Source organism: Desulfonema magnum, from assembly GCF_017377395.1.
GTDB lineage: Bacteria > Desulfobacterota > Desulfobacteria > Desulfobacterales > 4be13 > Desulfonema_C > Desulfonema_C magnum.
Genome location: NZ_CP061800.1, coordinates 2,276,094 through 2,289,853 on the forward strand (window position 1 = coordinate 2,276,094; position 13,760 = coordinate 2,289,853).

The 13,760-nt window shown below is 44.2% G+C and carries 11 protein-coding genes; 3 read left to right on the forward strand and 8 right to left on the reverse strand.

Translation table 11 applies throughout. The features are described from left to right. Positions 1 to 136: 136 nt before the first annotated feature. A protein-coding gene (locus dnm_RS09130) for an IS630 family transposase (RefSeq protein ID WP_207680784.1) occupies positions 137 to 1,242 on the reverse strand; the annotation gives its coding sequence in 2 pieces (ribosomal slippage) (positions 137 to 822 and positions 822 to 1,242; 1,107 coding nt in all). Between the two features lie 40 nt (positions 1,243 to 1,282). On the opposite strand from dnm_RS09130, the gene dnm_RS09135 reads away from it, so the two are divergent. Beyond that, the gene (locus dnm_RS09135) at positions 1,283 to 1,462 is read left to right on the forward strand and encodes a hypothetical protein (protein ID WP_207682353.1); all 180 of its coding nucleotides are present in this window, start codon (positions 1,283 to 1,285) and stop codon (positions 1,460 to 1,462) included. Between the two features lie 125 nt (positions 1,463 to 1,587). Here dnm_RS09135 and dnm_RS09140 read toward each other — a convergent pair whose 3' ends face one another. From dnm_RS09140 to dnm_RS09150, 3 genes are all read right to left on the reverse strand, one after another. Further along, positions 1,588 to 2,508 carry an ABC transporter substrate-binding protein gene (locus dnm_RS09140; RefSeq protein ID WP_246556269.1) on the reverse strand — a complete coding sequence of 307 codons (921 nt, stop codon included), beginning with the start codon at positions 2,506 to 2,508 and terminating at the stop codon, positions 1,588 to 1,590. A 71-nt stretch (positions 2,509 to 2,579) separates the two neighbouring features. After that, the gene (locus dnm_RS09145) at positions 2,580 to 3,317 is read right to left on the reverse strand and encodes an ABC transporter permease (RefSeq protein WP_207682354.1); all 738 of its coding nucleotides are present in this window, start codon (positions 3,315 to 3,317) and stop codon (positions 2,580 to 2,582) included. Continuing rightward, the gene (locus dnm_RS09150) at positions 3,314 to 3,859 is read right to left on the reverse strand and encodes a CBS domain-containing protein (RefSeq protein WP_207682355.1); all 546 of its coding nucleotides are present in this window, start codon (positions 3,857 to 3,859) and stop codon (positions 3,314 to 3,316) included. Before dnm_RS09150 ends, dnm_RS09145 begins: the two co-directional genes overlap by 4 nt. Before the next feature lie 740 nt (positions 3,860 to 4,599). On the opposite strand from dnm_RS09150, the gene hemB reads away from it, so the two are divergent. Continuing rightward, positions 4,600 to 5,583, forward strand: a complete 984-nt coding sequence (hemB, locus tag dnm_RS09155; RefSeq protein ID WP_207682356.1) for a porphobilinogen synthase — start codon at positions 4,600 to 4,602, stop codon at positions 5,581 to 5,583. 190 nt (positions 5,584 to 5,773) lie between these two features. Here hemB and dnm_RS09160 read toward each other — a convergent pair whose 3' ends face one another. The 3 genes from dnm_RS09160 to dnm_RS09170 form a co-directional block, all read right to left on the reverse strand. Beyond that, positions 5,774 to 6,628 carry a glycine betaine ABC transporter substrate-binding protein gene (locus dnm_RS09160; RefSeq protein ID WP_207682357.1) on the reverse strand — a complete coding sequence of 285 codons (855 nt, stop codon included), beginning with the start codon at positions 6,626 to 6,628 and terminating at the stop codon, positions 5,774 to 5,776. Positions 6,629 to 6,751: 123 nt separating this feature from the next. Then, complete coding sequence (locus dnm_RS09165; protein ID WP_207682358.1) at positions 6,752 to 7,585, reverse strand: ABC transporter permease; 834 nt, start codon at positions 7,583 to 7,585, stop codon at positions 6,752 to 6,754. Continuing rightward, complete coding sequence (locus dnm_RS09170; RefSeq protein ID WP_207682359.1) at positions 7,585 to 8,772, reverse strand: quaternary amine ABC transporter ATP-binding protein; 1,188 nt, start codon at positions 8,770 to 8,772, stop codon at positions 7,585 to 7,587. The genes dnm_RS09165 and dnm_RS09170 overlap by 1 nt, the downstream gene beginning before the upstream one ends. A gap of 1,257 nt (positions 8,773 to 10,029) precedes the next feature. On the opposite strand from dnm_RS09170, the gene dnm_RS09175 reads away from it, so the two are divergent. Then, on the forward strand, positions 10,030 to 11,613 hold the full coding sequence (locus dnm_RS09175) for a tetratricopeptide repeat protein (RefSeq protein ID WP_207682360.1): 1,584 nt from the start codon (positions 10,030 to 10,032) through the stop codon (positions 11,611 to 11,613). Positions 11,614 to 11,707: 94 nt separating this feature from the next. On the opposite strand, the gene dnm_RS09180 is transcribed toward dnm_RS09175, so the two are convergent. Continuing rightward, positions 11,708 to 13,630, reverse strand: coding sequence for a zf-HC2 domain-containing protein (locus dnm_RS09180; RefSeq protein WP_207682361.1), 1,923 nt, complete (start codon positions 13,628 to 13,630; stop codon positions 11,708 to 11,710). Positions 13,631 to 13,760 lie beyond the last annotated feature (130 nt).

Genomic DNA, 13,760 nt, shown 5'->3' on the forward strand with positions numbered 1-13,760 from the left:
TTATGCGGATGTTAGGGAACTCGAAATAAATAATATACCCGATACAAAAAACGTAGGGTGGGTGGAGCGAAGCGCAACCCACCGCACAAGGTGGGTTGCGCTTCGCTCCACCCACCCTACTGCCTGACCGCATTAATTATGATGGGTAAAGTCGCTTCAGTTTGACTCGGGCATCTGTGTTCGTGAAACGCCATATGACTTTCGCGGATTTCTCATTCCGCTTTTTTTCCCAGGCGGAGATTTCTCTTTTCAGGGTTTCCGTATCGCCGATGCGCCTGTCAATACATTGGCCTGACAATACTGAAATTTCTATCTCCGCCATATTCAGCCAGCTGGCATGCTTCGGGGTATAATGAAATTCCAGCCGGCGGAGAATTCTCCGGGCTTCTCCGGGTTCGAACCGCTCATAAAGGGAGGAGGGAGTATGAGTATTGAGGTTGTCCATAACTATTCGGATTTTTACCGCATCCGGATAAAGTTCGTCTGTTATGAGTTTCATCATATCGGCGAAATCCATCTTTGTCCGCCGCTGTGTGACTATGACACGCCGCTGTCCGGCTGCCGGTTCGAGAATTATAAAAAGGTTCGCCGTCCCGTTCCGCTCGTACTCGTAATCATAGCGCAGAGGTTTTCCTGCCTCACGGGGCAGAGGAATTCTTGTTTCTCCGATCAGCTGACAAAGCTTCTCGTCAAAACATACGCAGGGGTATGCCGCATCATAAGGTTCCTCATAAAGATCGAGAACATCTTCCATACGGCAGACATATTCCGGTCCCACCTCCGGAATGCACCACTGCTTCTTCTGCCAGGGTTTTATGTCGTTTTTTTTAATGTTCGGAGAACTGTGTCGTCCGAAATCGATCCGACGACGCCGAGTTCGACGATCCGGTCCGCCAGAAGCTGCATCGTCCATTTGCTTCGCCCTTCCGGCGGATCGGAACACGCCTCGGCAATCAGAATCGCCTCCTGCCTGCCGTTAAGCAGGGGCTTTTTCCCCGGCCTCCGACGTTCGTTCAGGGCATTTTCAGAGCCGCCTTCCACGAAACGTCTCCGCGTGCGTTCCGCCGTCGAGACTCCGACATGGATATTCTCCGCTATTTCCCTGTCCGTCTTTCCCTCGTCGGCCAGAAGCAATATCTGCGCCCTTTTAAGTTTTCGGGCTCCGGTTTTGCCTTTGTTCGTCAGTTCGGACAGTTCTCCTCTTTCCTCATCGCTCAGATTTATTATATATTTTTTACCCATGGTTTCCTCCTTTTTTGAATTTTTAAAAGGAGATTATCATATGAAAAGCCACCTGTCAAATTCATTGCGGTCAGGCACTACATTTCCTTCCGAGTTTCGAGTTTCAAGTTTCAAGTTTCAAGTTTCAAGTTTCAAATTTTCTTCGGATACAAGAAAAATCCTGATTATAACGGAGTTAGGGGAGACCTGTGTCGGATATGACAGCGGATGGCAGGGATGAAACGGATATTATCCGTTTCATCCCTGCCATCCGCTGTCATATGCTGACGGACGGACATCCGTCCCATCCTTTTATTCGACACCATTTCCCGCCCTCCCCGAAATCCGTTATAATCAAAAAAATCTCTAAATCAGTCCTGCGCGCTTCAGCCAGTCTGTTGCCACATCTTTGACGTTTTTATGCTCAATATCAACCTGATAATTGAGGTCGCTCATGGCTTCTGTATTCAGCTTTTCACCCAGTTTCTTAAAAATGTCCTCCAGTTCAGGATATTTTTCAGCAATCTCCCTTTTCAGCACCGGAGCAGGATTGTAAACCGGGAAGTATTGCCTGTCATCTTCCAGTGCGACCAGATCAAATCCTTTGATGCGTCCGTCCGTTGCAAACCCCAGTCCCACATCTATCTGACCCTCTTTAAGGGCCTTATACAGAAGACCGGATTCCATTTTGACAATTTTGTTTTTGGGAAATTTGAATCCATATGCTCTTTGGAGATGCCGATAACCGTCCGGCCTTGCATAGAACTCCGCATTCACCCCAAACGCAATTTTATCCGGATTCGAATTCACATATTTTGCAAGATCAGAAAGGCTTTTGATCCCCAATTTTTCTGAAGCGGTACGCTGCATCATCAGGCAATAAGTGTTATTAAACGCCATGAAAGGAAGCCATGCCAGCCCGTTCTTTTCCAAGTCTTCCTGTTTTACGATCTCATAGCATTTCTGCGGATCTGTGATGGGTTTTTTGTGCTTTAAAATTGTCATCAGAGCCGTGCCAGTATATTCCATATACACATCTATCTGACGGTTTTCCAATGCTTTTCTTGCAACGGACGTTCCGCCCAGCCCGGTTTTGTCCGTACATTCAAAACCATTTTTCTCCAAAAGCACAATCATAATTTTGCCAAGAATCCGCTGCTCCGTAAACTCTTTGGACCCTATCACCAGTTTTTTAGATTCTGCAAAGCTTGCAGCAGGCGAAAGAATCATGATCGCCGCAACCGCCAAAAATACACATCCCACAATTGTTTTTGTTAATCGCTTCATCTTCCAAAACCTCCTTTGTTTGTTTGAAACTTGAAACTTGAAACTCGAAACTTGGATAAGCCGACTCGGGTTCAATCATACGTTAATCCCGGACTGACTATCCATTTTTCAATGTATCCGAAGACCCAGTTTATAAAAACGGCAAGTCCTGCTGTGGGCACTGCTCCTGCAAGCATGTAAGCCGGATCTACCATGGCGATTCCCGTAAAAATAAGGTCTCCGAAACCGCCGCCACCCACAAGAAAAGCCAGTGCGGCTGTTCCCACATTAATGACCATGGAAGTTCGGATCCCCGTGATAATAATGTACATGGCATTGGGAATCTCCACTTTAAAAAGGAGCTGAAGCGGTGTCATCCCCATGCCTCTCCCCGCTTCAAGCATCACCGGATCCACATTGGCAAGTCCCGCGACACTGTTCCGAATAATTGGAAGAAGCCCATAGATCACAAGGGCCAAGATGGCAGGGGTTTTGCCGATTCCCACATATGTCATGGCGATGGCAATCACCGCCAGAGAAGGAATGGTCTGGCAGATTCCGATAAGATTCAGTATCAGATCCCGATACCGCCGCATAAACCCTCTTGTCAAAAAAATTCCCAGGGGAACACCGATACTGATGGCAATGATGCTGGAAATCCCGACCAGATAACAATGCTCCAGAAAAAGCGACCATATTTCATCAGGATTCTCCTTGGCAAAGCTAAAAAATCCCAGGCTTTCACCAAAAGCGCCTGCTGCAAAAGCAAACAAAAAGCCAATCGTCGTCCAGATACGGCCTGATGTGCTGTTTTCTTTGTTCTCGCTCATAGGATACTCCCTTTGGCGGTAATTTTGCCCCAGTGTCCTCCTTGTTCATTATAGGTTTCACCGACAACAGAAACAAGGGTTTTGCTGTTTAATACGCCAACAAGCTTTCCTTTGTCATCCACCGCGACAACGATTCCCAAGTCATAGCTCAACATTTTGCTCAACGCGTCTTTAAGATTCTGATCCGGCTTCACCGTAAGCGTCATGGGATGGACGATATCCCGGATATTGCCGCGGTGGCCCCTAAGCAGATCAACATTCACATACCCCCCGAATTTATCGTCATGATCTGCCACCAAAAGAAAATTCAGATCATTTTCAAGCATGTGTTCCAATATTTTTTCGCTCGGGTCTTCATCATGACAATGAACCGGGTTGGTCAGCATGGCATCTCTGACTTTAAGAAGATCCAGGCGTTTGAGCGCACGGTCAGCCCCGACAAAATCTTTTACAAACTGATTTTTGGGTTGGGTCAGAAGTGTTTCCGGGGTGCTGAACTGGATCAGGCGTCCCTCGTCCAGAAGCGCAATTTTATCCCCCATCTTAATGGCCTCATGGATATCATGAGTAACAAAAACGGGTAGTGTTCTAAAACTGGACTTGAACCGATATTTCCTAAATTGATTCAAATGGTTAAGATTTTTAGCTCCAGTTTTGGAACACTACCAAAAAACCTTGAACTGCCTGTGTCCGCGGGGCAGACCAATGCTGAGATGAATCGTCATGAGAGGCAGAGCCTCTGAATAGCCGTTACGAGGCAGGAGCCTCGTAACGAGAAAAGCCTGATCTGTCCGTAGCTATGGGGCAGACCAATGCTGAGATGAATCGCCATAAGAGGCAGAGCCTCTGAATACCCGTTACGAGGCAGGAGCCTCGTAACGAGAAAAAAATTGTTTTACAGCCGGAAGCCACTCCTTTGGAATTTATCGGTCGCATAGTGGGTGTTATGCAGAAATACCGTCAGTGATGCGGTTCAGAGCCTGCCTGTCAACAACGTCCGTTAAAATGAGTATTTTTTTGCTTGACCAATGAAAAAAAATCTGTCATATTTTCTTCAAAAATAATCAAATCCTCTCTGTTCCTTTCGGACAACACCTCATAAATTCTCTCCATTTTCCATGACTTTCACATTCCTGCCTGATTTAACAATCCGAATGATTCTGGCCTTGTCAATTTTATTTTTGAATTTTAAAATAAAGGTTTTTCCTTTTCTTATCTGATTTCCCTGTACTTGTTATTTAAAAAATCCAGACCATGACAAAAAATAAGGAGCGATAAAAAAATGCTATTTCCAGATTACAGACCCAGACGTTTGCGACAAAACAAAGACTTTCGCCGTATGATACGCGAAACCGTACTTTCCGCAGATGATCTGATCCTTCCGCTGTTTGCCATTAACGGCAAAAATGTTAAAAATGCGATTCCGTCCATGCCCGGACATTACCAGTTGTCCCTGGACAATCTCGTTAAAACAGCAAAAGACGCGTATAATCTCAATATTCCGGCCGTGATGCTGTTCGGAATTCCTGATAAAAAAGATTCTCTTGGCACCGAAGCATATGCAAAAAACGGGATTGTCCAAAGAGCAGCCAGAGAGCTGAAAAACAAAATTCCTGATCTTGTGGTGATCACGGATGTCTGCTTATGCCAATACACAGACCACGGTCATTGCGGCGTTGTGGAAGGCAATATCATAGAGAATGACGCCAGTCTTGATCTGCTTGCGCGGACAGCACTTTCCCATGCAAAAGCGGGCGCGGATATGGTGGCGCCTTCTGATATGATGGACGGCCGTGTGACTGAAATTCGGAATGTTCTGGATGAAAACAGTCTGAGTCATGTCCCCATTATGTCGTATGCGGCCAAATACTGTTCTGCGTATTACGGGCCGTTCCGTGAGGCAGCCCACTCCGCTCCCCAGTTCGGAGACCGCAGAACGTATCAGATGGACCCGGCAAATGCGCTGGAAGCCATTCGGGAGGTGAGCATGGATGTGGAAGAAGGGGCAGATATTATAATGGTAAAACCCGCGCTCCCGTATCTTGATGTTATCTGCCGCGTCCGCCAGGAGATTGATCTGCCGGTTGCCGCTTACAATGTCAGCGGTGAATATGCCATGATAAAGGCTGCTGAAAAAATGGGATGGATAGACGGTAAAAAGGTGATGATGGAAACCCTTACCGGAATTAAACGGGCCGGTGCGGATATGATTCTGACGTATTTTGCGCTTGAGGCTGCAAAAGACTTGCTGAAGAAAGGTGAATAGCTAAGTTATTCTTTTCAGATTCCTCCGAATTTAGTGATAAATTTTTCCAAGTGAAAATCAGTTTGTCATTATCTGCTGATTTTTCTTCATATGCAAATTCAACATGCTATGAAGACAGACAGAATCCGCTGCCATGAATATCAGCAAAGCGTAAGATGTATCACTAGATTCGGAGGCATGCGGGGCGCGGCTATTTCAGCCAGGCATCCACTTTATCAGCATTCTCTCTGATCCACTTTTTGGCATTTTCGTAAGGGTCAGCACCTTTCTCGGTATTCCAGTCCTGAACCTGTCCGATTTCAGACAATGTCCAGTTAAAATTATCCAGGAACTTATACACTTCAGGCATCTCCTTATCCAGCCCTTTACGCACGATAGTGGCAATGTGTTCTGTCCCGCCATAAAGATTCTTGGGGTCTTTCAGATATTTGAGTTCCCATCTGGCAAATTTCCAATGCGGTGTCCATCCGGTGACCACCACCCACTGTTTGCTTTTAATTCGGTTTCCCAACTCAGCACACATGGTTGCACCGGAGCCTTCCATCAGCTTGAATTTATCCAGTTTATACGCTTTCAATGCTTTTTCTGTTGTACTCATGATCCCGGCACCGGGATCAATCCCGATGATTTTGCCATCGAATTTATCTGCATGCTCATTCAGCTGATCAATGGAGTCAATGGTCACATACTTAGGCACAACCAGTCCTACGCCCGCGCCTTTGAGGTTCGGCCCCAGATTAACGACCTTATCCTTGACCTTTTCCAGATAGTGACCGTGTGTTATCGGTAACCAGGCACAAGTCATGCCATCCACATCTCCGGTGCCAATGGCCTGCCACATGGCAGCCGCACTTACGGGAGTGATTTCCACATCATACCCCAGTTTTTCCTGCAACACGGCTTTGGTCACATTGGCGGTAGCCGTGGCACAAGACCATTCCACATACACCAGTTCAATTTTCTTTTTTTCCGCGGCAAAAGCGTTCGAAACGATTCCTGTAATCAGAAAACACCCTGCCAATACAATGATAAATAATTTTCTCATGTTGAATACCTCCTTTTTTTTGTGATTTGTGATTTGTGATTTGTGATTTGTCATTTGCTATTTGTCATTTGCAACTGACACCGGCACAATAACCCATCCCGAATCACCAATCACAAATTCCCATTATTCTTGTTTGCCCCCGACCCTTTGCATGATTCGGTCAAGGATGATAGCTACAATGACGATGCCAATGCCTGCTTCAAATCCTCTGCCAGGCTGCAACCGCTGAATTGCTTTCCAGACTTCGCCGCCAAGCCCTTTGGCCCCGATCATCGCGGCGATAACCACCATGGACAGCGCGAGCATGATGGTCTGGTTGATACCGGCCATAATGGTGGGCGTGGCAATGGGCAGTTGCAGTTTGAACAATTTTTGCCATTTTGTGCTGCCAAACGCATCGGCCGCCTCTACCAGTTCCTCTGGGACCTGTTTGATTCCCAGGCAGGTCAGGCGAATCGCCGGCGGTGTGGAAAACACGACCGTTGAAAAGATCGCTGCCACTGGTCCCAGTCCGAAAAAAGGGATGGCCGGAATAAGATAGACAAAAGCCGGCATGGTCTGCATGAAGTCCAGAATGGGCATAACGATTTTATAAAAAATATCGTTAAGCGCGGCCATGATTCCCAGAGGAACGCCTATGACGATAGCAAACATTGTTGAAATGAGGACCAGAGCAATGGTGTTTACCGTAGGCTCCCAAAGCCCCATATTCCAAATGAGGACCAGCCCGATAAGCGTGAAAGCAGCGATTCCCTCCTTTTTGCTGAAGAACCAGGCAAGACCTGCAAAGAAAAGGATGAGGAGCCAGGGCGGAAAAAACATCATAATATTTATCAGAATGGTGATGCCGCTTTCTGTCACATTGGAAAATGCCTTTGTGATAAATGAAAAATTATCCACTAAGAGATCAATTAAGGCTTCTATGGATTGTCCGATTGGTATTTTATATCCTTCCATTAGCTTACCCCTCTTTCCGCGAGTCCTGCCAGAAGAGACCCCTTGATGATGATCCCTACAAGTTTATTTTTTTCGTTCACCACGGCCAGGGGATAATTGTTATCTGCCAGAAGGGGAAACAGTTCGTTTGCCGGCGTGTCTGGTGCGACGCTGTCAAAATTTTCCGTCATAACATGCTCCAGGGTCTTATCTCCTCTTTTAAGAGCTTCTGCTGCATCCGCAGCCGTCACCATTCCTGCCAACTGACGGTCTTTGCGAACAAAGATGGAAGATATGCCGGCTGTTTTCATTTTTCGCAACGCGGATTTGGGCCCGTCAGTTTTGTAATAGGCCATTTCCGCGGGTTTCACCATTACCGATTCGGCTGTCAGCACTTTACTCATATCAACATCTTCAACAAACCTGACCACATAATCATTAGCCGGGCTGGTCAGTATCTCCTCAGCGGTTCCCTCCTGGACGATCACGCCATCTTTCATAAGGATGATTCTGTCACCCAGTCTGAGGGCCTCATCCAGATCATGGCTGATAAAAACGATGGTTTTTTGCATCTCTTCCTGCAACATTAAAAGTTCATCCTGCATATCCCTTCGAATAAGCGGGTCCAGTGCGCTGAACGCTTCATCCATGAGCATAATATCCGCATCAAGGGCCAGGGCCCGGGCCAGGCCCACACGCTGCTGCATTCCTCCGCTCAGTTGGGACGGATAGGAGGCTTCCCATCCTTTGAGGCCCACCTGCTCGATGGCCTGCATTCCCCGTTCCTTCCGTTCCTGAGGTTCTGTTTGTTGTATTTCAAGTCCGTATTCCACATTTTGTAAGACCGTTCTGTGGGGGAAAAGCGCAAAATTTTGGAACACCATTCCAAAATGTTTCTGCCTGAACACTCGTAATTCTTCCTCTGACAGTGCGGTCACATCTTCATTATCTACAAAAACTTTTCCGCTTGTTGGCTCAATCAGCCGGTTGATGCAGCGAACAAGCGTTGATTTGCCGCTCCCGGAAAGCCCCATAATCACCACAATCTCGCCCTCATCCACATAAAATGAAGCATTTGCCACTCCGACCCCGTGTTTTGTATTCTGCATGATTTCATCTTTGGTCTTTCCTTGTTCCAAAAGTCTGAGCGCTTTTTCCGGATGGGGACCAAAAATTTTGTATAAATTTTCAATACTAATTTTGTGCACACTTACCTCTTTGTTTTAATTATACTATTTCAATTTTAGTTTTTCCGGGCATGATTTTTGCATACAGCAGATATCAGACCGAACATACTCGTTTTTGTCCGAGAAAATACGCCTGAACTGTCTGAAATCTGTCTTCTATTTCTGGTGAAATTCTTATGCCTGAAAAAACTGAAATTCAGATCAGTATAAAAATAGTATGCTGGCGCACTGAGTTCCAAAATTCAGATATTCAGGAGAGACACGCCGCCGATATGGCAGTTGCTTCTCGGAATCAGTACCAGAAATATTCCTTCTCTAATTTAATTTCGATTCAATATATTTGTGATATCAGATATCAGAAAGGCTTTTTGATATAAAATATAATAATTTTAAAATATTAAAATCTAAATTGCAGAAATTATCCATTTTATTGTCATATGAGTGGCAATCAGCAGATCAAAATTTTATATCAATGGATAATTATTTATAATTATTTATAATTATATCTTATCAAATCTCATTTGAAGGGAAAAATTTCAATATTCTTAACTTTTTAATAATAGTTTCAACTCAATACTTTGTCAAGTGATATTCTGATACTCGATTATCAAGTTTTTTTGTCATTCCTGCTTTCGCAAGAATGACAGGGGGTTGGATCATTTCTGAAAACTTGATCATCGAGTATGACTGCGGATCAAAAAGCAGTGGATTCCTGCTTTCGCAGGAATGACAGGCATTTTGTGCGGACAGCATTGTCTGGCAGTGATCCGGTTCAGATTGAATATTATTCAGAATCACAAAAACGAAATTACAGCACACAGATATTTTTTTGATAACAGCTTTGACTTATCAGAAGAAAAGGTTTAAATTTATTATGAGGTGATTTAAATTTTACAACTTGGTTATATTCAGCAGATCGAAAGAATTCGCAGTACCTGACCGCAATAAATCTGACGGGTGACAGACCTCCGAGATTTTTAAAACCTGGGAGGTCTTCGGCAGCCCGAACCGTCATAATCAATGCAGGAGTAGGTTACACATATAGATTTTAAGAAATGTCCGTTAGTCCGGAGTGCCAAACTTGCAGTTTGGCAATCTTTCCTAAGCCCGAAAGCCGGACGCTTCTGCCAAACTGCAAGTTTGGCACTCCGGACAATTTTTTTCTTAACGCCTATAGTTTATTTATGAAACTGATTCAGAACAAGGTTTGTTTATATCTGACGCAAATGATGAGCATACGCAGCGCACATTAATCTGTGTGCTTCTGGCAGGATAGAAATGATAATAAAAATTGTATGTCCGAAATGTGAGACGATCCACCATATAGACAGCGCCCAAATTCCTGATAACGGAACCTATGGGCGATGCAGTAAGTGTCAAAACTCGTTTCTTATAAAGAAAGAAGTTCAAAAACCAGAACAGGTTACTGCTTCTGATAAAAAAAAACAAACAGGAGCAAAACAAACATCAGTAAAATCAGAAAAAGAAGGCAAAACCCAAAACGCATCTCAGCAGCATATTCTGAGAAAAGTGGAACGCGGGCAGGTTGCCGCAGCCATTTTCGACTTTTTTGTCATTGCCTTCCTGTTTCAGACCTTTGGTGCTTTCATCTGTGCTGCCGGGGGAACTCTGTTAGCAAAGGTGAAACTTCCCATAGGGCAAATTTTATCGTTTTTTTTGGTTTTTTTGTACCATCAGTTTTATGCAAAAGAAATCCTCTTCTGTTCAGCAGGGGAAAGAATGGCCGGATGCAGAATCATTGGAAACAGGAAAGAATGGACAAGCCCTTTTTCATGTTCCCGATGGCTTCTGTTTATCATCTTGTTTATGCTTCTGCTTTACCCCCTCAATGCTTTTGAGGCCATGGAACAGACAGGAGACTGGAAACTGATCCCCGTAATAGGAAGAACCGTCTTCGCGGGGATATTTATCGTTTCTGTCTGGCGAATTGCTCTCGGATATTTCAAATGGTCCGTTGCTGTTTGTTTACTTCTCAGCCTTCATATAGGCGCTGATATACTGACATATATGCCTGCCAGCGGGGAACTTGCTTTCATCACTATTGAGAACAACTTGTTTTCAATGAGTTTTCTGATCCTTGTGCTTCTGTTTTATGATAAAAACAAACTCCCGGATGAAGAGGACGCGGACGCGCTAATTACAGATGCTCAAAGAATGACACTGAAAAAGATTGCCACGGCTCTGGTTTTGCTTGTATTTATGATGTGCCTGTTGTTTAATGGGTGGAATATCTACTGGTATCATCAGGGCAACGCCCGGATGGACAGAGGCGATTCAGAGAGCGCTGTTGAGGCTTATACCAGAGCCTTAAAGCTGAAACCCCACGACACAGATGCCTATATAAAGCGGGGGAAGGCATGGAGCAAAAAAGGCAATTTTGACCAGGCGGTTGCGGATTTCACCACGGCCCTGGAATTAAAGCCGCATAATGCCTCTGTTTATGTGAAGCGGGGCAAGGCATGGTACGGAAAAGGTGATTTTGGCCGGGCCATTGCTGATTTCACCACGGCCCTGGAATTAAAGCCGCACAAAGCCGCTGTTTATGTGAACCGGGGCAGGGCATGGGACGGCAAAGGCCGCTCTGAACGGGCGATTGCTGATTTCACCAGAGCCTTGGATATAAATCCGTATGATGCTGACACTTATATGTATCGGGGAATTGTCTGGGACAAAAAAGGTGATTTTGATCAGGCGGTCAGTGATTTCAATAATGCCCTGTCAATAAATCCGTATGACCCTGATATTTACTACAACAGAGGGCTTACCTGGGAAAACAAAGGTGACTCGGAACGGGCTGAGGAAGATTTTAACAAATCAGAGCTGCTGCGTCAGACACGATAGCATTGCCATGTTCTTACAGGAGAACTGTCCCGCAAATGCCCTGTTTCGGGGTTCGCTCATATTTCAGGGAATTCTGCTTAAAACCGGCTCATACTTATCCCTGAAAAGAAGACCTTGCAATCTCGAGGGTAAATTCCCCCGGATTATCAGACCGGTCAAAAAGAATAATCATAAAAGAAAATACGTTTCCGGATTCAGGATCTGTGGTCGAATGATTATACCCGGAATGATTCAAAAGACGCTTTTTTATGGTATCTGAATCCAGTTCGGAAAGTTCCCCTTCAGAAAGAATATTACCAGAGTGAACCGGTGTTTGTGCAATAACCTCCCCTTTTACATATATTTTTCCTATCATATTTATAAAATCAGGGGTTCCGGAATCTTCATTTTTTATCTGGCCTGTTATCACAAAAAGCCTTCCGGCTTTGGAATTTTCCACAAATCTGCCCGTCACACTCTCTTTTATTACTGTTATTTTTTGAAGATTCGAAATTTCGGGCTTTAGCCGGTCTCCGCCAACATAAAAAATTTTCACAACCGCATCTCTGGCCGTACTGAGAAAGGAATGAATGCCCATGGTGCGGAGTCCGTAACCGATAATTCCGCCGAAAATAATCAGCCCCCCCAACAAGGTAAGAACCAGCATCCTGTTTTTTTTCCTGACAGGTTCAGCGCGTGTCTCAGCAAAATCAATAGGTTGAATATCTGGTGCCAAAAGCGATTCTTTATCATATTCATCTTCTGATTTTTCAAATCCGCCTGCCGGGATTCCCATGTCAAATATCTGAGTCATGTTTCCTGGTTCTTCGTCATGTTCTTCCTCTGGTTTTTCAAATTCGCCTGCCGGGATTCCCATGTCAAATATCTGAGTCATGTTTCCTGGTTCTTCGTCATATTCTTCCTCTGATTTTTCAAATTTGCCTGCCGGGATTCCCATGTCAAATATCTGAGTCATGTTTCCTGTTTCTTCGTCATATTCTTCCTCTGACATATCATGAGCTTTTTTCTTCTCCTCAGTCCCCGCATTTTCAAATACGCCTTTCATATCGGTTTCAGGGTCTTTTCCAAAAATATTATCTAACAGTTCAGTTACTTCGCTCTCAAAATTTTCAGAATCATATGTTGAAACGCCTTCTTTTTTTTCACCTTCACTTATCATTTCAGGTTCGGTGTCTTCTCCAAACAAAGCATCAAGTCGTTCATATGTTTCGGATTCAATAAGCGCGTCATAGCTTCTCAGATGAACATCAGCATCAGAATCTTCTCTGTTTTCCAAAAAGTTTTCTTCAATATCAGAATCCAAATTAAATTCAAAATTCTCTTCGTCAAGTTTTTCATCCGGGCTTAAATCCAAACCAAGGTCTTCCCCGTTTCCCAAAAAGTCTTCTTCAATATCAGACAGATCAGGTTCGTCATCCGGATTCAGACCAGGATCAAAAAATTCAGCGTCATTGTCTTTTCTGGTCTGAGGCACTAAATCCAAATCAGGCTCAAGATATTTTTGTGATTCAAAATCAAAGCCGTCTTCCTCCTTCTCATCATCATTATCACTGATATCAAATTCCGAATCCGCTTTGAGTATTTTATCCAAACTTGAAAAATCAGATGCTTCTGATTCATCAAATTCAGTTACAGAATCAGAGACTTCCGGAATTTCATCATCTTCAATATCTATATTTATATTCAAATCAGAAAGCAATGTTTTCAGCTTTTTTTCAGCTTCCTCCTCAGGCTGCGGTTCCTCTATCGGCTCAAGAATTTCATCAACAAGAGATGAAATTTCAATATGTTCATAAATTTTATCAGCAGAATCTTTCCATGTTTCAGCAGGTTCAGCGGAATCTGCTTCTTTTGACGCTTTTAGTGAGGAAAATTCTTTCCTGCACGCGTCGCATTTCAAAAGATGTTCCTCAAGACGTTTGGTTTTTCGGACATCTGTGACACCCTCAATATATTCGGACAGAAGCATTTTTACCTCGTTACATTCCATCTTTATACCATTTTCTTTGTTTTTCATTGTGTAGGAAATTATAAAATCAGGTAATAACTGCAAGAATGTCAGATAATAAAAGAAGATAAACAGTCATGAAAAATCGGATTTTTTCACCCCCGGGCGTGAAAATGTCATAAAAATAAAAAATCCGATT